The sequence below is a fragment of the Novosphingobium sp. genome (genome assembly GCF_031424035.1).
GTDB lineage: Bacteria > Pseudomonadota > Alphaproteobacteria > Sphingomonadales > Sphingomonadaceae > Novosphingobium.
In genome coordinates this window covers 1-18086 of record NZ_JANPGP010000149.1, presented here as the reverse complement: position 1 = coordinate 18086, position 18086 = coordinate 1, and the positions used below count along the sequence as shown (strand labels likewise).

The 18086-nt window shown below is 66.2% G+C and carries 16 protein-coding genes; 10 read left to right on the top strand and 6 right to left on the bottom strand.

Annotated features, from left to right (window positions below):
- Positions 1-8 precede the first annotated feature (8 nt).
- From RMO89_RS20335 to RMO89_RS20310, 6 genes are all read left to right on the top strand, one after another.
- Complete coding sequence (locus tag RMO89_RS20335) at positions 9-296, top strand: flagellar biosynthesis anti-sigma factor FlgM (protein WP_310535474.1); 288 nt, start codon at positions 9-11, stop codon at positions 294-296.
- A gap of 8 nt (positions 297-304) precedes the next feature.
- A complete protein-coding gene (locus tag RMO89_RS20330; protein ID WP_310535472.1) occupies positions 305-631 on the top strand; it encodes a flagellar protein FlgN in 327 nt (108 codons plus the stop codon).
- 63 nt (positions 632-694) lie between these two features.
- Positions 695-1591 (top strand): transglycosylase SLT domain-containing protein, encoded by an 897-nt coding sequence (locus tag RMO89_RS20325; protein ID WP_310535471.1) that lies wholly within the window; start codon positions 695-697, stop codon positions 1589-1591.
- Positions 1592-1595: 4 nt separating this feature from the next.
- On the top strand, positions 1596-3710 hold the full coding sequence (locus RMO89_RS20320) for a flagellar biosynthesis protein FlhA (protein WP_310535469.1): 2115 nt from the start codon (positions 1596-1598) through the stop codon (positions 3708-3710).
- Complete coding sequence (locus tag RMO89_RS20315) at positions 3707-4441, top strand: sigma-70 family RNA polymerase sigma factor (protein ID WP_310535467.1); 735 nt, start codon at positions 3707-3709, stop codon at positions 4439-4441. The genes RMO89_RS20320 and RMO89_RS20315 overlap by 4 nt, the downstream gene beginning before the upstream one ends.
- 195 nt (positions 4442-4636) lie before the next feature.
- Complete coding sequence (locus RMO89_RS20310; protein WP_310535466.1) at positions 4637-5137, top strand: hypothetical protein; 501 nt, start codon at positions 4637-4639, stop codon at positions 5135-5137.
- 12 nt (positions 5138-5149) lie between these two features.
- Here the strand turns inward: RMO89_RS20310 and RMO89_RS20305 are convergent, their stop codons facing one another.
- Positions 5150-7225 carry a protein-disulfide reductase DsbD domain-containing protein gene (locus RMO89_RS20305; RefSeq protein ID WP_310535464.1) on the bottom strand — a complete coding sequence of 692 codons (2076 nt, stop codon included), beginning with the start codon at positions 7223-7225 and terminating at the stop codon, positions 5150-5152.
- Positions 7226-7301: 76 nt separating this feature from the next.
- Here RMO89_RS20305 and RMO89_RS20300 point away from each other — a divergent pair, with 76 nt between their 5' ends.
- Both RMO89_RS20300 and RMO89_RS20295 read left to right on the top strand, forming a co-directional pair.
- Complete coding sequence (locus RMO89_RS20300) at positions 7302-8951, top strand: alkaline phosphatase family protein (RefSeq protein WP_310535463.1); 1650 nt, start codon at positions 7302-7304, stop codon at positions 8949-8951.
- Complete coding sequence (locus RMO89_RS20295) at positions 8942-10159, top strand: UbiH/UbiF/VisC/COQ6 family ubiquinone biosynthesis hydroxylase (protein WP_310535462.1); 1218 nt, start codon at positions 8942-8944, stop codon at positions 10157-10159. The genes RMO89_RS20300 and RMO89_RS20295 overlap by 10 nt, the downstream gene beginning before the upstream one ends.
- Positions 10160-10281: 122 nt before the next feature.
- On the opposite strand, the gene RMO89_RS20290 is transcribed toward RMO89_RS20295, so the two are convergent.
- A complete protein-coding gene (locus RMO89_RS20290) occupies positions 10282-11292 on the bottom strand; it encodes an LLM class flavin-dependent oxidoreductase (protein ID WP_310535461.1) in 1011 nt (336 codons plus the stop codon).
- Positions 11293-11295: 3 nt separating this feature from the next.
- On the bottom strand, positions 11296-11796 hold the full coding sequence (locus RMO89_RS20285) for a nitroreductase/quinone reductase family protein (RefSeq protein ID WP_310535459.1): 501 nt from the start codon (positions 11794-11796) through the stop codon (positions 11296-11298).
- A gap of 141 nt (positions 11797-11937) precedes the next feature.
- Here RMO89_RS20285 and RMO89_RS20280 point away from each other — a divergent pair, with 141 nt between their 5' ends.
- Positions 11938-13299: an aromatic ring-hydroxylating dioxygenase subunit alpha gene (locus RMO89_RS20280; protein ID WP_310535457.1), complete on the top strand. Its 1362-nt coding sequence runs from the start codon at positions 11938-11940 to the stop codon at positions 13297-13299.
- A gap of 210 nt (positions 13300-13509) precedes the next feature.
- Complete coding sequence (locus tag RMO89_RS20275) at positions 13510-15474, top strand: TonB-dependent receptor domain-containing protein (protein WP_310535456.1); 1965 nt, start codon at positions 13510-13512, stop codon at positions 15472-15474.
- A 12-nt stretch (positions 15475-15486) separates the two neighbouring features.
- Here the strand turns inward: RMO89_RS20275 and RMO89_RS20270 are convergent, their stop codons facing one another.
- Genes RMO89_RS20270 through hemC form a run of 3 tightly spaced genes read right to left on the bottom strand, consistent with a single transcriptional unit; the run spans position 15487 to position 17992 of the window.
- Complete coding sequence (locus RMO89_RS20270; protein ID WP_310535454.1) at positions 15487-16380, bottom strand: hypothetical protein; 894 nt, start codon at positions 16378-16380, stop codon at positions 15487-15489.
- Between the two features lie 5 nt (positions 16381-16385).
- On the bottom strand, positions 16386-17060 hold the full coding sequence (locus RMO89_RS20265) for a uroporphyrinogen-III synthase (protein WP_310535453.1): 675 nt from the start codon (positions 17058-17060) through the stop codon (positions 16386-16388).
- The gene (gene hemC, locus RMO89_RS20260) at positions 17060-17992 is read right to left on the bottom strand and encodes a hydroxymethylbilane synthase (RefSeq protein ID WP_310535452.1); all 933 of its coding nucleotides are present in this window, start codon (positions 17990-17992) and stop codon (positions 17060-17062) included. The genes RMO89_RS20265 and hemC overlap by 1 nt, the downstream gene beginning before the upstream one ends.
- Positions 17993-18086 lie beyond the last annotated feature (94 nt).

Genomic DNA, 18086 nt, shown 5'->3' with positions numbered 1-18086 from the left:
GTGGCACCATGCCAATTGAATCCACACCCCCCGTCAGCGGCACCCGAGCGGTTGCCTCGCTCGATGCGCGCCTGCTCCAGCGAAGCGCCGGTCAGCGCTCCCCCAGCGCGCCTGCAAGTCAGGACGCTGCCGTGGTCGTCGCCAGCGAAGCGCGCGATGCCGGTCCGGTTCCGGTCGACAATGAACGCGTCGTCGAAATACGAAAGGCCGTGGAAAGCGGGAAATATCCGCTCAATCCGACCAAGGTTGCGGACGCCATCATCGCTGCCGGTATGCTGCTGAGGAGCCCCAAATGAGCGCACACATGAGCCTGGATCTGCGCGAGCGCCTGCGGCAGATGGTTGCCGTTCTGGAAGACGAGCGGCAGGCGCTTGCCGGACTGGACCTCGACGGCATCGTCGGCGCAGGCCAGGACAAGAACGCGCTGTGCGACGTTCTGGCCCACGCCGAGCCGGCGCAGGTGGACGAGGAATGCCGCGGACTGCTTGAGGCTGCGCGCCGCCTGAACGAGGTAAACCGGCAGGTTCGCAACCTGATCGCGGCCAATGTTTCCGCCCGTCTCGACGCCCTGACCGGCAGCGCCGCACTGTACCGCGCAAGCCCGGCCTATGCCTATGCGGGCGCTCGCTGAACCGAATTGGCACAGCTCTTGCTGAACTCCTGAGCGGAAGTACCGCTGCTAGGGGGCAGAAGTTTGAGCCAGACCGGATCCATCGCCAATGCACCGCCCGCAGCCGTGGGCGGCGAGGCGCAAGTGCGCGCCGCGATTGCCCGCGCCGCCGGAGCGACCGGAGTCGACTTCGATTTCCTCCTCGCCCAGGCGCGCATCGAATCCAATCTCAAGCCTCAGGCCAAGGCCGCGACGTCCTCGGCGACCGGGCTTTACCAGTTCACCAATTCCACATGGCTGAGCACGCTGTCCCGCCACGGCGAGAAGCATGGGCTTCCATGGGCTGCGTCGGCTGCGTCCGATCCGGCCATGCGCGCGCAGGCCATGGCGCTGCGGCTTGATCCGCAAGTTTCGGCGCTGATGGCGGGCGAGCTCGCCAACGACAACCGCGCTGCGCTGACTTCTGCGCTGGGCCATGCGCCCGATGCTAGCGAGCTGTACCTTGCCCATTTCCTCGGCTCTGCCGGGGCGAGCAAATTTCTCAATGCCCTTGCCACCGATCCCGGCCAGAACGCCGCCGCGCTGATGCCTTCTGCCGCCGCTGCCAACCGCGCGATCTTCTACGCGCCGGGCGGCGCTCCGCGATCGCTTAGCGAAGTCATGGGCGTGATCCGCGGCAAGGTGGAAAGCGCGATGGCGGGCGAAGACGCTGCTCCGTTCGATTATGTCAATCCGTTCGGCTCCGAATGGGCCGCCGCCAGCGCCGCGCCTCTCGATGCGCCTGCCGCATTGCCGGCGAGCTTTGGCCCCATCGCCCGCGAATTCCACGCCCAGGCCGCCGCCGCGCCGCTGCCTGCCGCCGCCCGGCCTTCCATGGCGGAGACCCTGCGAGATGCTTTTGCGCTGAACACATCGGCAGGCGCATCGGCCCCGGGCCACGTCCGCACCGCCTATGCGCGGCTTGTCGCAATGGGGCTTTAGAACCATGCTGAAAAAGCTCGGCAACCCAGCTGCATTGGCCCTGCCTGCCGCGATCCTCAGCCTGATCCTGCTGATGATCGTGCCGGTGCCGACCACGCTGCTCGACATCTGCTTCGTGCTCAACATCGCGCTGTCAGTCGCCGTGCTGATGGCGGCGCTGAACGCGGAAAAGCCCCTCGATTTCTCGGCTTTCCCTTCGGTTCTGCTGTTCGCCACGCTGTTCCGCCTCGCGCTCAACGTCGCCTCCACCCGCGTCGTGCTGGTCAACGGCCACGAAGGCGAGGGCGCTGCCGGCAAGTTGATCGAGGCCTTTGGCGAGTTCCTCATCGGCGGCAATTTCGCCGTCGGCCTGTTCGTCTTCATGATCCTGATGATTATCAACATGGTCGTCGTCACCAAGGGCGCGGGCCGCGTTTCGGAAGTCTCGGCGCGCTTCACCCTCGATGCCTTGCCGGGCAAGCAGATGGCGATCGACGCCGATCTTGCCGCCGGGCTGCTCACCGCCGACGAAGCCAAGGCGCGGCGCAAGGAAGTGGGCACCGAGGCCGACTTCTACGGCGCGATGGACGGCTCGTCCAAGTTCGTCAAAGGCGATGCCGTTGCCGCGTTGCTGATCCTGGGCGTCAACATCATTGCCGGCTTCTGCCTTGGCATGATCAGCCACGGCCTGTCCGCCGGGGAAGCCGCGCAGAAATACATCACGCTGGCCGTCGGCGACGCGCTGGTGGCGCAGGTGCCCTCGCTGCTGCTATCGATTGCGGCCGCATCGATCGTCACCCGCGTATCCGATAGCCGAGGCCTTGCCGGGCAGATCGGCGGACAATTCTCCGCCCCGAACACCTGGCTGCCGGTCGCCGTCGTGCTGGCCGCGATGGGTTGCATCCCGGCCATGCCGCAGAGCATTTTCCTGCCCGCCGCCGGCGGCGCCTTTGCGCTCTACCGTAAGCTCAAGAAGCACGAAGCGCGTCCAGTTCCGGTGGCCGCGCCGCCCGCGCCCGATCCGGGCCGGATCATGCTTGAGGACGTTTCCGACCATACGCTGGTCACCATCGAGCTTGGTTACGGGCTCGTCCATCTGGTCGATGACAAGCGTGGGTCGCCGCTGGTCGCGCGGATCACGGGAGTGCGCAAGCAGCTGAGCCAGAGTTTCGGCTTCGTCGTCCCGCAGTTTCGGGTGCGCGATGCGCTCGACATGCCGCCCAATGATTACCGCGTGATGCTGGGCGGCGTGCCGCTTGGCGGGGCGACGGTGCTGGCCGACAAGGTGCTGGCCATCGACGCCGGCGATGCCCGCCAGGGCCACGCGCTGGGCGGCGTCCCGACGCTCGATCCCTCGTTTGGCTGCCCGGCGCTGTGGATCGATCCCGGCCAACGCGATCAGGCCGTGGCCGAGGGTTTCCTGACGGTCGATCCCGGCACGGTCATCGCCACGCACCTCAACCAGTTGCTCGGCGAACGCCCGCAGTCGCTGCTCGGGCCCGACGAAGTTCGCACGATCATCGACGGGGTGAAGGAACACGCCGCCGGCCTTGTCGAAACCGTCACGCCCGCGCCGCTCAGCCTTGCCGCGCTGACCCGCCTGTTGCGCACGCTTCTGGAAGAAGGCGTCCCCATCGGCCACCCGCTGCCGATCCTCGCCAGTCTTTCGCAGGCCGTGCAGGTGACGGTCGAACACGAACGGCTGGTCGACATCGTCCGCGCCGATCTGGGCGGTCTGATCGTCGGGCGCATCTGTTCACCCAGCGAGCGTCTGCCGGTGCTGACCCTCGATGCCAGCCTTGAACAGGCGATCGTCCAGGGGCTTCACGATCCGACGACCGGCCAGCCGGTGATCGAGCCCGACCTTGCCCGCGCGATAGGCGAGCGAGTCTCGCAGCTGATTGCCGACCAGCCACCCGGTTCCGTGCCGCCCGCGCTGATCGTCCAGCCGCGCGCCCGCCGTGCCCTTGGCCAGCTCCTGCGCCTGCGCGCACCGGCCTGCACGGTGCTGTCGATTGCCGAACTGCCCGCCGCCCAACCGATCGAGGTCCTTGCCGTGATCGGCGGCGAACAGGCCGCGCCCGAACCCGCCGCGCTGCCTGCACCCCAATCCACTCCGCCTCAGGAGATTGCCGCATGAAGCTTGATCACACGCCTTTCGCCGCCGCGCGCAATGCCTATCGCGGCGATACTGCCGACCGGGTGCGCCGGTTCCTGCCGATGGTCCGGCGGCTCGCCTGGCATGTTCAAGGCTCGGGCCGTCCGGGGATCGAGCTTGAGGACCTGATGCAGGCCGGTCTCGTCGCGCTCACCGAATGCGCGCAGAAACATGCCGGACCGGGCGAGGACGGCTTTGCCGCCTATGCCAAGCTGCGGGTGCGCGGGGCGATGGTCGACCTGATCCGCCGCAACGTGCCGCTGTCGCGCGGGGCGACAGAGCGGCGGCGCAACCTGCGCGAAAAGGAGACAGAACTGCGCGGTCAACTGGGCCGCGATCCCACTAGCGCGGAACTCGCCGCCGCGATGGGCATGGCCGAGGCGGAACTTGCCGACATGCGCGCGGGCAGCGAACCGCTGCGCTTTGAAGCCATCGACGAGACCTATTCGGACAGCAACATGGCCTTTGCGGATGACTCGCCCAACGCGCATGAGCTGCTGGCCGACGAGGAACTGCGCGATGCCCTCGCCGGTGCCATCGGCGACCTGCCCGAGCGGCTGAAGCTGGTGGTGCAACTGTACTTTGTCGAAGAACTCAACCTCGCGGAAATCGCGGCGGTGCTGGAGGTTTCGATTCCCCGCGTGCACCAGTTGAAGGCGCAGGCGCTGGCGAAATTGCGTGAAGGCATGGAGGGGATGGGGGAGATTTTGTGAGGTTCTCCCAACCCATCCCGTCGTCATCCTGAACTCGTTTCAGGATCCATCAGGCCTCCCGCCCGGCGCAATGAGTGGGGCATAACGGCGCATTTGCGCACCTTTTTGCCATCCGTGCCCAAGGCGAAATGGATCCTGAAACGAGTTCAGGATGACGGATTGTATTGCTGCAAAGGCGCAGGCAGAAGGATCTGCATGAAGCCATTTTCCCCGACACTTCGGAAAGCGCTCGCTGCCTCTGCGATAACTTTGGCTTTGAGTAACATCTGGTGGTTTTCACGCCACGAGCCAGAAGAAGCATTGGATTATCAGCTTCACACCACAGGCGTTGGTTTGCTGACGGACACGCCAGAAGCATTGCCCCTGTTCTATGAACGTTCAGGCAAGTGGCAGATTGATGGCAAGCTTGAAAGTTCGGTGTCCAGCAAATTGCTGCAGACAAACCCGGAAGCGGTCGCCGGCTACCCAAATCGAAAGTATGTTGCGGTTCGGCTTCGGGAGAACGCAGGAGCGGATATATTTCGTCGAGCGTTGATATCGCTGCTGAATGAGGGAATCTGTAAGGCCGGCATCTACGCGGGCAAAAAGGCCATAGGGCCAGGCGAAACCTTGCAGGCAGAAATCGACATATATGACCTTGCTTGGGTGAGGGGCGAGAACGGCGAAAAGAGGATGTGCCAGTCACGATTTGGCTAATCCCTCTTTTCTCTAACCCCCAGCCTTCCCCGCCAGCAATCCCGCACTCAGCACCTGCGGCAATTGCTCGGCGTCCTTGCCCGGCGCGTACCACAGGTAGAGCGGCACACCGGCTGCCCCCTGCGCCGTCAGGAACCGCGTGATAGCCGGGTCGCGGCGGGTCCAGTCGCCGACCAGCACCTGCACGCCGGCCTTGTCGAATGCCGCCTTGGTCTCCTCGCGCTCGATGGCGGCCTTTTCGTTGACCTTGCAGGTCAGGCACCAGTCGGCGGTGAAGTAGAGGAACACCGGCTTGCCCGAAGCGCGCGCCTTGGCGAGGGCGTCTTCGGAGAAGGGCTTGGCATCGAGGATCGATTCAATTCCTGCCGCCGGCGGAGCGACGAGTTTGGGCAACTTTTCCGCGCCAACGAGCGCAATCAGCACGATGATTGCGGCCAGTACCCAACCGGCCGACTTGCCCGCGCGTTGCCGCTTGCCGGTCGCAGCGAGTGCAATGACGAGGGCGAACGCGAGGAAAGCCGTCAGCCCAGCAAACCAGTCGCCCCCCAGCCGCCAGCACAGCCACAGCAAGGCCAGCGCAGTGAGGGCCATCGGTACGGCCATCAGCTTCTTGAACCAGACCATCCATTGGCCCGGCCTTGGCAGCAGGCGGCGCAGGGCGGGGACATAGGCGACCGCGAGGAATGGCAGCGCCAGCCCCAAGCCCAGCGCGACGAACAGCGCCATGCCCTCGGCCACCGGCAGCAGCAGCGCCGCGCCCATTGCGGCGGCCATGAACGGGCCGGTGCACGGGGTAGCTACGAATGCCGCGAGCATTCCGGTGGCGAAGGCTCCTTGCGGGCTACCGGCGCGGGCGAAGCCGGGGATGGCAAATTCGAACAGTCCGGCAAGGTTGGCGGTGATCGTCACGGCCAGCAGCAACAGCACGACGACCACGCCCGGCTCCTGCAACTGGAAGGCCCAGCCCACTTCCTGACCCGCCGCGCGCAGAACGAGCAGCAGCGCGCCGAGCGCCGAAGTCGCCAGCACGACGCCGGCCGTATAGGCCAGCCCCTCGCGCCGCGCCTCGGCCTCGCTCTCGCCCGCGCGGGCAAGGCTCAGCGCTTTCAGGCTGAGGATCGGGAAGACGCAGGGCATGATGTTGAGCAGCAGGCCGCCGGCCAGTGCCGCGAGCAGCAGCGCGGGCAACGACAGATCGGCGGCGGCATCGCCCTTCAGCGGCGTGCCCCCGGTAGGGACGGCGCCGGGGATGGCGGATAGCTCCACCCCGTCGCCCTTGCCATTGAGCCGCAGCACAGCGAGGATCTGCGCGGGATCAATCCGCGCGAACTTCGGGCGCTTCAGCGTCACAAGCAGCCAGTCGCCACTGCGGGCAAAGGCCTGCGGGGCAGCATAGTCGACCACGTGATCCTCGGCGGCGAACAGGTGCGGTTTGTCCAGCGCTACGCTGGCCGGCATCGGCACGCCCAGCCGGATCGTGTCTCCCGCCAGCTCGAACTTCGCTTGCGCGCCCAGAGGTGCGGGAAGGGAGGCGCGCCATGCGTCGAAGCGGGTATCGCGCGCCACCAACTCGCGCTCGTCCATTGTCACCATGACATTGACCTTGAGATCGGCCTCTTCGGGCACGCAGATCTGGTCAGTGCAGGCGAGCCATTCGGCGTGGACGCGGACAGGTGCAATGCCGCCAGGTTCATGGCTGGGGTTGATCGTCACCGGCACCAGCACGGCATAGTCATGCTCGTAAACGTGGTTCATCAGGCCGGAAATCAGCAGTGTTTCGGGGGTGGGGTATTGCGGCTTTCCGGCTGTCCAGCCGTAGGGCAGATCCCATTTCAGCCGCATGCCTTGCCCCGCATCGCCGGGGTTCTGCCAGTATCCGTGCCAGCCCTTGGTGGGCTTCATGACGAAAGCGAGCATCACCGTATCGCCTTCCTGTACCGCCTTCTCGGCCACCAGCTCTGCACGGATGTTGGTGTCCTTGGCGAGCGCCGGCTGGACGGCGACCGCGCAGAGCAGCAGCATCGCTTGCCACAGCAGCGTCATCAATCGGCGGTAATGGGGCATCGGCAGCACTTGTCTTTCGTCCAACAGCCCTTGCGCGGGCCGCGCGGGCGTTCCATGCAAGGCTCCTGCCGTGTTTGTCGTCGCAGTTCAAGGAACACCCATGCGCCCCCGCGCCTTTACCACCGCCATCGCTTCGCTTGCCGCCCTGATCGCCGTCGCCGCATCTGCGCAGGACAAGCCCGCCGCGCCCCCGCCGCCGCCCCGCCTGATCGTGGCGCTTTCGGTCGACCAGTTCAGCGCCGACCTTTTCGCCCAGTACCGCCGCCACTTCACCGGCGGCCTCGCCCGGTTGCAGAACGGCGCGGTGTTTCCCTCGGCCTTTCAAGGTCACGCCGCCACCGAAACGTGCCCGGGCCATTCGACCCTGCTCACTGGCGTCCGTCCGGCACGCAACGGCATAATCGCCAACAACTGGTTCGACCTGTCGCTGACCCGCGCGGACAAGCGGGTCTATTGCTCGGAAGACGTCACCGATCCCGAATCGAGCGCTGACAAGCCCGTGGTTTCGCCGCGCTTCCTCAAGGTGCCGACGCTCGGCGAATGGATGAAGCGCCAGTGGCCAGGCAGCCGCAATGTGGCCGTTTCGGGCAAGGACCGCGCTGTCATGATGATGGGCGGCCATGCCATCGATGAGGGCTACTGGTGGAAAGGCACCGGCTTCTCCTCGTTCAAGGGCGCGGTGCTCTCGCCTGCTGCCGTGGCGGAAAACGGCGTGATCGCCAAGATGATCGCGCATGGCGGCAAGGCCTTTGCCGCACCCGCATGGTGCGGCCCGCGTGATCGCGCGGTGGCCGTGGGCAAGGATTCGATCGGGCAAGGGCGCTTTCCTGCGCCGGCCAAGGACATCACTGCTTTCGCCCGCAGCCCTCGGCTCGATGCGGCAACCTTCGATCTTGCCGGACGGCTGCTGGACCAGCTCAAGCTGGGCAAGGGCGATGCGCCAGACCTTCTGTCTGTGAGCCTTTCGGCGACCGACTATGTCGGTCACGCCGTGGGCAACGAAGGTGTCGAAATGTGCATTCAGCTCGACCAGCTCGACCGGAGCATGGGCGCTTTCTTCGCCAAGCTCGACAAGGCGAAGATCGACTATGCCGTGGTGCTCAGCGCCGATCATGGCGGGGTTGATACGGTCGAACGGCTTGACCAGCAGGCCCTGCCGCGCGCGGTGCGGGTCGATCCGGCGCTGTCTCCTGGCGCGCTGGGCAAGGCGATCAGCGCACAGCTTGGCATCATCGGGATCGATCCGCTGGTTTACGGCGACGGACCCTTTGGTGACATGTATCTCAGCCGCGCGCTGACCCCGGCGCAAAAGGGCTTGGCGCTCGATGCGCTGGTGGCCAAGCTGCGTTCGCATCCGCAAGTCGCCGCAGCCTTCGCCGCTGGCGAGCTTTCCGCCACCCCAACGCCGAGCGGCAGCCCGCAGGACTGGACCTTGCGGGATCGTGCCCGCGCCAGCTTCGATCCTGAGCGGTCAGGTGACGTCGTCGTCCTGCTTGACCGCGCGGTTTCGCCGATCTCCGGCCCGGGCAAGGGCTATACCTCGACGCACGGTAGCGCATGGGACTATGACCGCCGCGTGCCGCTGATGTTCTGGCGCAAGGGGATGAACGGTTTCGAACAGCCCGCGCCGGTTGAAACGGTGGATATTGCGCCGACGCTCGCCGCGCTGCTCAAGCTGAAGGTGCCCGATGGCAGCTTCGATGGGCGCTGCCTCGATCTCGACGGAGCGGAGGGCAACACATGTCAGTGAACGACCCGCGCGATCTCGTCATCCTGGGTGGCGGGCTTGTCGGCATGACGCTGGCACTCGCCGCCGCGAAGGAAGGCATTTCCAGTCATGTTGTCGACCGCGCGACCGAGGCGGAACTGACGGCAGAGGGCATCGATGGCCGCGCCTCGGCCATTTCAACCGCGAGCTGGAACCTGTTCGACAATATCGGGCTGGCCGACCGGCTCGAACCGCTCGGTTGCCCGATCCAGGGCATCGCCGTGACCGACGTGATGAAGCCCGGCCGCATCGATTTCCGCCCCAATGCCGATGAAGGCACGCTGGGCCGCATGTTCGCCAACCGCGACATCCGCATGGCGCTCTATGAAGCGGCCAAGCAGGAACCGCTGCTTCACTGGCAAACGGCGGCTGAGGTGGTGGACCGCAGCCGCGGTGAGCACGGTGTCAGCGTGACGCTGAAAGACGGACAGGTGCTTTCCGGCAACCTGCTGGTCGCAGCCGAAGGCCGCCAGTCGCCTACCCGCGACGAGGCCGGCTTCAGCCTCGCCAAGTGGGATTACAAACACCGCGCCATGGTGACCGCGCTTTATCACGAGCGCAGCCACGAAGGCGTGGCGTGGGAGATTTTCTACCCCGCCGGGCCGTTCGCCTTGCTGCCGCTGCTCGATCAGAACGGCCGTCACCGCTCGGCGCTGGTCTGGACCGTCGCGGAAAAGGACGCCGCCGCCTGGACCGGGCTTTCGGACCGGGCTTTCCTTGCCGAAGTGCAGGAGCGGGTTGGGGAAATCCTCGGCACGGTCGAATTGGCCGCACCGCGCATGTCGTGGCCGCTCAACTTCCACCATTCGCGCCATCTGGTCGACAAGCGGCTCGCACTGATCGGCGATGCCGCGCACGGGATGCACCCGATTGCCGGACAGGGCCTCAACCTTGGCCTGCGCGATGTCGGCGCGCTGGTCGAAGTCATCGGCGATGGTATGCGGCTGGGGCTGGAACCCGGCGATGCGCAGGTGCTGGCTCGTTACGAACGCTGGCGCTCGGTCGATGCCACGATGGTCATGGCGGCGACCGACTCGCTGACGCGGCTGTTCGGCGTGCCCGGGCGCCTGCCCTCGGCCATCCGCCGGCTGGGCATGGGCGCGGTGCAGCGCATTTCGCCGCTCAAGAAGTTCTTCATGGAAGAAGCGCGCGGGATGTCTGGCGATTTGCCGAGGTTGCTGCGGGCTTAATCAGGCGACTTTAGGTTCAGTTCCGTCATCTCCGCGAAGGCGGGGATCTATCCGACGGCAGATGGATCCCCGCCTTTGCGGGGATGACGAAAGGGGTGTGGGAGCGCAAAGGCGCGAACGTCTTACACAAACGCCGGCATCACCTTGTCCGCGATCACCTGCGCGTAAACCTTGAACCGCGCCGCCGGCAGACCCGGCGGACGCATGAACATCAGGTGTTCGAGCGCGGGGGCCTTGGCCTGCATCGCCGCGAAACGCGCGATCGCTTCGTCGGGCGTCATGATCTCAAGGATGCCGCTCTCCTTGAAGGTATCCAGATCCATCGCCGCCAGCGCGGCATCGTCCATGCCGATCGCCTTGTCCTCGGCCATGAACGCGGCATAGGTGTTGTTGACGTGGTGATAATAGGGCGCAAGCTCGTCCATCGCCGCCGTCTTGTCCTCGGCCACGACCATGAACAGGCAGGTGGCGAGCGCGCGGGCGCTGTCCGGGTCCTTGCCCGCCTCTTTCAGTTTCTCGACATAGGGCGCCACCGCGCCAACGTCGCCGAAATAGCCGTCGGCATATTTTGCCACGCGCTCCAGCGCCTTGGGCGCAAAGCCGCCGATGTGCAGCGGGATGCGGCCGCGCGGGGCGGGCGGCATCAGCGTCGCGCCGTTCAGCGTGAAGTGCTTGCCGGCGAAGTCCACCGTCTCGCCCGCCCAGAGCTGGGTGGCGACTTCGAGAAACTCATCGAAAATCGCGCCGCGCTTGGTGAAATCGATGCCGAACGCTTCGTATTCGCGCCGCCGGTAACCGATCGCCAGTGCCATCTCCAGCCGGCCACCGGACAGTGCATCGAGCGCCACGCAGTCCTCGGCAAAGCGCAGCGGATGGTATAGCGGCGCCAGCGAGATCGCGCTGCCGAGCCGGATGCGCGAGGTGCGCGCGGCAATTGCGGCGAGCAGGATCATCGGCGAGGTGACATAGCTGTCGCTCGCCAGATGGTGTTCGGGCACCCACGCCGCGTCAAACCCGGCCTGTTCGGTCCAGGCGGCGAGCGCGACGGTTTCCTCGTAAAGTTCGTGCCAATCGCGGTGCCACTGCTGCGGATTGCGGAAATCGTAGAGGTAGCCGAAGGTCAGTTTCGCCACGTGTCAGTCCTGTTCGGGCGCGGTAAAGACGTCGATCGGCTCAACCGCGCTCATCAGAATGAGCGGCAGGACCCGGTCGGTCGACGTCTGGTAATCGGCATAGAACGGGAAGTTGCTGATCAGCACTTTCCACGCAAACTCGCGCTCCTCGCCCTCCGGCTCGCGCCATTTGCCTTCCCAGGCCTGCGTGCCGATCTGGAAATCGATGCGCGGATCGGAAATCAGGTTGAGGTACCAGTTGGGATGGCTATCCGCGCCGCCCTTCGATCCGCAGATCAGCACTTCGCCGCCGACCATGGTGTAGCACAGCGGGGTGATCAGCGTGCGGCCGGACTTGCGGCCCTTGAAGCGGATCATGCAGTGGGTGCCCAGCACGGGGCCGCCCACCGGGGTGATGTCCATGATATGGCCCTGGGTGCCGCCCGAGGAGATGTACATCTCCATGTGCTCGGTCTTCCAGTCCTTGCGCGCTACGGCGATTTCGGCGCTCGATTCGTTGCTCATGGGCATCTCCCGTCAGGATTTTGCGGCGATCTTGGCGCATCATGCCGCCAAGTCCACTCTTGGCCGCGATTCCCCGCTCCGGCGATTTGCCGCTTTCGCCAATGGTGTTAACCCGCGATCTGAAATCTAAGGAGGCCCGGCGTGGCGGATATCAGTGGAATCGTCGAGACGGCGGACGAACTCGAACAGCCCGTCACCATCGGTGTCGAGGCCTACATTTCCGAAGACTATGTCCGCCAGGAACGTGACAAGCTGTGGCGCAAGACCTGGCTGCAGGCCGGGCGGCTGGAAGACATGCCCAATGTCGGTGATTTCATCACCTTTGACATCCTCGACGATTCGATCCTCGTCGTGCGCAATTCGGCGGACGAGATTTCCGCCCACTGGAACGTCTGCACCCATCGCGGCCGTCGCCTGGTCGATACGCCCAAGGGCCGGCGCAACGCGCGCGGCAATCGTAAGAACTTCGTCTGTGGGTTCCACGGCTGGACTTTCGACGGCAAGGGCACCTGCGTCCACGTGCCCGAGCGCGAGCACTGGCAGGGCAAGCTGAACGATGACGATATCCGCCTCGGTTCGGTCAAATGCGATAGCTGGGGCGGCTGGGTGTGGATCAACATGGATCCGGATGCCGAGCCGCTGGCGGACTACCTCTCGCCAGCCAACACCATGCTCGATCCCTATCAACTCCAAAACATGCGCTATCGCTGGCGGCAGTTCGTGGTGTTCGATTGCAACTGGAAGGTCGCGCTGGAAGCCTTCAACGAGACTTACCACGTGCCGGTGACTCACCCTGAATTCATGGAATTCGGGTCCTTCCCGGGTTGGGGTCACAACCACGGCAAGCATTCCAACATCGGCTACGATGCGCCCAAGGACATGGAAGAGAACGCCGGCAAGCTGCGCGTCGGTACTGGCGATGACGCCCGCATTTCCACCGCGCAGATGCAGAACTACACCTGGAAAGCGGCGAATACCAACACCACGCAGACCATGGTCGATGTCGCCAATGCCCTCGTCGATGAACTGCCCGAAGGCACGCCACCGGCCGAAGTGCTGGGCTATTGGATCACGCGGTCGAAGGAAATCGATGCGAAGCGCGGCGTCGTCTGGCCCGAAGTGCCCAGCAGTCACACCGCGAAGGCAGGCACGGCATGGCAGATCTTCCCCAACTTCCAGATCGGCCACGCGGTCAACAACATGCTCTGCTACATGGCGCGGCCCTATGGCAACGATCCGAACAAGTGCTATTTCGAAGCCGCCGTGTTCGAACTCTTTGCCGAAGGCGATGCGCCGGAAACCGATTGGGAATATATCGAGCCGGATGATTGGCCCGCCGTGCTCCAACAGGATTTCAACAACATGGCCGCCGTTCAGCAGGGCATGAAAAGCGGCGGGTTCAAGGGCACCAAGCCCAACCCCTACCGCGAACGTGCGATCCCCAGCCTGCACTGGAACCTCGCCAAGTTCATGGGCACGGGCGCACCGAAGAAGCTGGGGTAGCGTCCCGTGATACCCGTGTATTCGTCATCCTGAACTCGTTTCAGGATCCATTTCTCCTCGAGGTCGGAGCCAAGCGGGGAAGCACAACTGCGCCGTTGTGAGTCAAGTCGACGAATTGCGTGGGAGGCCCGATGGATGCTGAAACAAGTTCAGCATGACGAGATGAGCTTGGGGGTGGCATACCGCCAAGCGGTATGTGTAAGGGCCGTTATGCGCCGTTCCCTCTTCCTTGCCTTGTTGACCCCTACACCAGCCTTCGCGGAAGAGCCTCCCATCATCGTCACCGGATCGCTGGAACGCCCGCAGGCCGTCCGCACCGAAGGACAGGCCGCGCTCACCCCTTCCGGCCGGCTGGAAGACCTGCTGGTCACCGTCCCCGGGCTCCAGCAATTCCGCCGGTCTGACAGCCGCTCGTCCAATCCCACGGCGCAGGGCATCACCTTGCGCGCGCTGGGCGGCAATGCCTCGAGCCGCACCACAGTGTTGCTCGACGGCGTGCCGATGGCCGACCCCTTCTTCGGCTCGGTCCCGCTGAGCGCTCTGACCCCCGACCGGCTCGGCCGCGTCACCGTGTGGAACGGCGGCGGCGCGGGGGCTTTCAGCGAAGGGGCGGTGGCGGGAACCATCGAACTGGTGAGCGAGGACCCGCGCGAGGCTCCGCGCCTTGCCGGTGCCGCACTGGTCGATGATCGCGGCGACAGCGAGGTTGCCGGCACCGTCTCCGCAAAGCTCAGCGGCGGGGGCGTTTCGCTCGGCGGCCGCTGGGATCGGGGGCCGGGCTTCTGGACCACGCCGGCCAGCCAGCGCGTGCCGGCATCGGTGCGCGCGGCCTATGAAAGCTGGTCCGCCTCGCTGCGCGCCGCCGCGCCGCTCGCGCCCGATGTGGAACTGCAACTGCGCGGGCTGGTCTATGACGATCACCGCACCTTGCGCTTTGCCGGGGCGGATTCGTCGTCGAGCGGGCAGGATGCCTCGGTGCGGTTGCTGGCCTCGGGCCGCTGGAAGGTCGACGCGCTGGCCTGGGTGCAGGCGCGCAATTTCTCCAACGTGGTCATTTCCTCGACCAGTTTCCGCAAGACGCTCGACCAGTATGGTACGCCGGCGACCGGCACCGGGGCGAAGCTTGAACTGCGGCCTCCGGTGGGCGGCGGGCATGATCTTAAGCTGGGCCTGTCATGGCGGCGCGGCGTGGGCGAGACGCAGGAGGCGGCCTATAGCGCGGTGACCGGGCTGGTCACGGCGCGGCGGCTCGCGGGCGGGGCGCAAAGCGCTCTCGGGATCAGCCTGCATGACGAATGGACGCAAGGGCCACTGACACTTTCGGGCGGCCTGCGTGCTGATCGCTGGAGTCAGTCTGGCGGATTCTTCCGCGAAACCAGCGCGGCGGGCATCGTCACCACCGACAACCGCTTTGCCGACCGCTCCGGCTGGCAGGCAAGCTGGCGCACCCGCGCCGCGCTGAAACTGGGCGACGATGCCACGCTTTTCGCGGCGGCTTACACCGGCCTGCGCCTGCCGACGCTTAACGAACTCTATCGGCCCTTCACCGTCTTCCCGGTGACGACCCGCGCCAATGCCGCGTTGGCGAATGAGCGGCTCAAGGGTTTCGAGGCGGGCATGACATGGCAACCGGCCGAGGGCGTTTCGCTCGGCCTGACGGCCTTTGACAACAAGGTTGAGGGCGCGATCGCCAATGTCACCATCGGCACAAACCTGCGTGAGCGGCGCAATGTCGATGCCGTCCACGCGCGCGGGATCGAGGCTTCGGCGCGGGCGCAGCTGGGCACCTTGTCGCTGCGCGGCGCGCTGGCTCTGACCGATGCGGAAGTGCAGGCCAGCGGCATTTCAGCCACCCTCAATGGCAAGCGCCCGGCGCAAACCGCCAAGGTTTCCGCCAGCAGTTCGGCGATCTGGCAACCGGCAGACGGCTGGACGCTCTCGCTGCTGCTGCGCCACACCGGCGCGCAGTTCGAGGATGACCTGCAGGTCGATTCGCTTGCCGCTGCGACGACGCTGGGGGCGACGGTGGAACTGCCGCTGGCGAAGGGATTCTCGCTCGTCCTGCGCGGTGAAAACCTGACTGGCACGGAGATCATCACCCGCAATCAGGCAGGTTCGATCGATCTTGGTGCGCCGCGCACGGTCTGGGCCGGGGTGCGGGTGAAGCTGCGCTGACCCGGCGCCGGTTCAGTTCGCCGGGAGGCTATTGACCGGGCTGGGCTGCATCGCCGCCTTGCCGACTGCATCGCTCGGCGTTTCGGCTTCGAGCAGGGCCGCGCTTTCCAGCAGGTCAAGCGCGGCGCGCGAGGTGGCGAAGCGGCTGGCCGCGTCCGTCCAGTCGCGCGCCGCGGCTGCGCCGGGCAGGGCCTGAATTTCGGCCACGGCTTCCTTGACCTTGCCCGAAATCAGCATCAGCCGGGCGCGTTCTATGCGGTTCTGCGGGGCTGGGCTGGGCGCGTCGTCATGCCGGACGACGAACAGGCTGCCGAGCTCCGAACGGGCCGCCGCCCAGAAATCTCCGCGCGCCGGAGCGCCGGACAGTTTGGGGGCCAGCGTCTCCAGATCGGCCAGCAGCTTGTCGAGCGTGACCGGGTTTTTCGCGGCCTGGGCGACGACATTCACCTCGCTCATGTGGCGGGTGCCAAAGCGCAGGCGCAGCTGGTCTTCAAGGTAGCCGAGCGGCACGCCCTTATCGAGCGCACGGCGTGCAGCGAGTGCCACGAGCAGTCCCTCAGCGCGCGCAGCATTGCCCGATGCGGCCTGCGCGCGCAGGTCGATCTGCGCCAGCCGCTGTTCGAGCGCGACAATCCGCACGGCCATCGCGGCTTCGGCCACGGGAACCTGCACGGGCACAGTTCCGGGGGATGCCGAGGGCGCGGGGACGGGCTGCGCCAGCGGGCGGACCAGCGTGGGATCGGGAGATTGCGCTTTCCATGGCAGCATACCCGCCCATGCGAGATAGCCGACACCGCCAGCGCCAAGCACAAAGGCGAGCAGCGCCGACGCGAGGGCAAGGCGTCCACCGCCGCTACGGCGCGGAGGCATTGGCTGTGTGGTGCGATTGAGGAATTCGTCGTTCATCGCGGTCAGCTTTGGCACATTCGGCGGGCGAGGGCCAGCAGGGCGGCATCGCTCGGTTGATCGGCGGTTTGCACATCGCGCCAGCCATCGCCCGCTGCCGTCGTCACGCGCGGGCCGATGGTCGCGAGCGACACGGCAGCCCGGTCGATGCCGAGCCGCGCGCATTCGCTGGCGAAGTGCCGCGCCGCCTCGGCCGAGTGCAGCAGGACCAGCGCGCCAGCTCGCAACGCTGGCAGCATCGCGGGATCGAGCTCTCGCGGAACACTGGCATAGACGACCACTTCTGCCATGCTCACACCTGCCGGTGCGGTGAGTTCGATCCGCTCCTCACCCGCCAGTCGCAAAAGCTGGGTCCCCGCTGGGACCTCGTCCAGTACCCCTTGCAGACCGCCGCTGCCGCACTTGGCGACGGTGAATCCGCCTGTCCGTGCCGCTTCAGCGGTTGCCTCACCAACGGCAAGAACCGGCAACCCGCGCAAGGCATCGCGCTGTGCGCCGCCATGCCGGAAGGCATTCGCGCTGCCGACGAGGAGGGCATCGAAACTCCCGACATCAGGAAGCGTCCAATCGCGTGGTTCCACGGCGAAGAGCGGCGCGGCGCGCGCATCAAGGCCCAAGGCCTGCGCAGCCGCAACGGTGGCGCTGCAACCCGGTTCCGGGCGCAGGACGAGCACTGGCATCATGGCGGATCGAAACAGGCCGACAGCGCCGGACTCGCCCCGGCCAGCAGGTCCGCAGCAAGGCGCTTTGGCCCATGGCGGTCCCCTGCGGCAAAGCGGGCGTCGCGCTCGACCTTTTCCGCGCCGTCGAGCGTGTAGATCGCCGCGCGCTGCAGCAGGTCAGCGCCGTCCGCGCGGGTGTGAACGCCGATCGCCGAATGGCAATTGCCGCCGAGTGCCGCGAGCAGGTCGCGCTCGGCCATCAGCGCGGCGTGGCTGGCGGCGTGATCGATCGCGGAGAGCAGCGCAGCGGTGGCGGCGTCATCGGCGCGGCATTCAATGGCAATGGCGCCTTGTCCGGGCGCAGGCAGCCAGCCCTCCAGCGAGAGCGGCGTGCCAACATGGCCTTGCCCCAGCCGGTTGAGTCCGGCGAGCGCCAGCAGGGTTGCGTCAGCTTCTCCGGCGGCGAGCTTGCCCAGCCGTGTGGCGACATTGCCGCGAAACGAAACGACCTCGCAGTCGGGCCGCAGATGCAGCACCTGCGCGGCGCGGCGCGGGGCGCTGGTGCCGATGCGGGCGCCGGGGGCCAGAGCGGAGAGGCTGGCCACGCCGACCAGCACGTCGCGCACGTCCTCGCGCTCGAGCACGGCGGCGATGGTCAGTTCCAGCGGCCGCCAGGTCTCGACATCCTTGGCCGAATGGACCGCGAAATCGATCTCGCCGGCCATCAGCCATTGGTCCAGTTCCTTGGTCCACAGCGCCTTGCCGCCGATTTCCGCGAGCGGGCGGTCCTGAATCTTGTCGCCACTGGCGGTGACGGGAACGATCTCCACGGCCTCCAGCGGCCAGCCGTGAACGCGGCACAGGCATTCGCGGGCTTCTTCGGCCTGGGCCATGGCGAGCGGCGATCGGCGGGTGCCGAGGCGGATAGGGCGATCCGGAGCGTCAGTCATCGCGGCTTGCCCTAATCGGCATTCCGGTTAAGGGAAAGATATCGATGCGGGTGGTCCTCGGAATTGAATCGTCCTGTGACGAAACGGCGGCCGC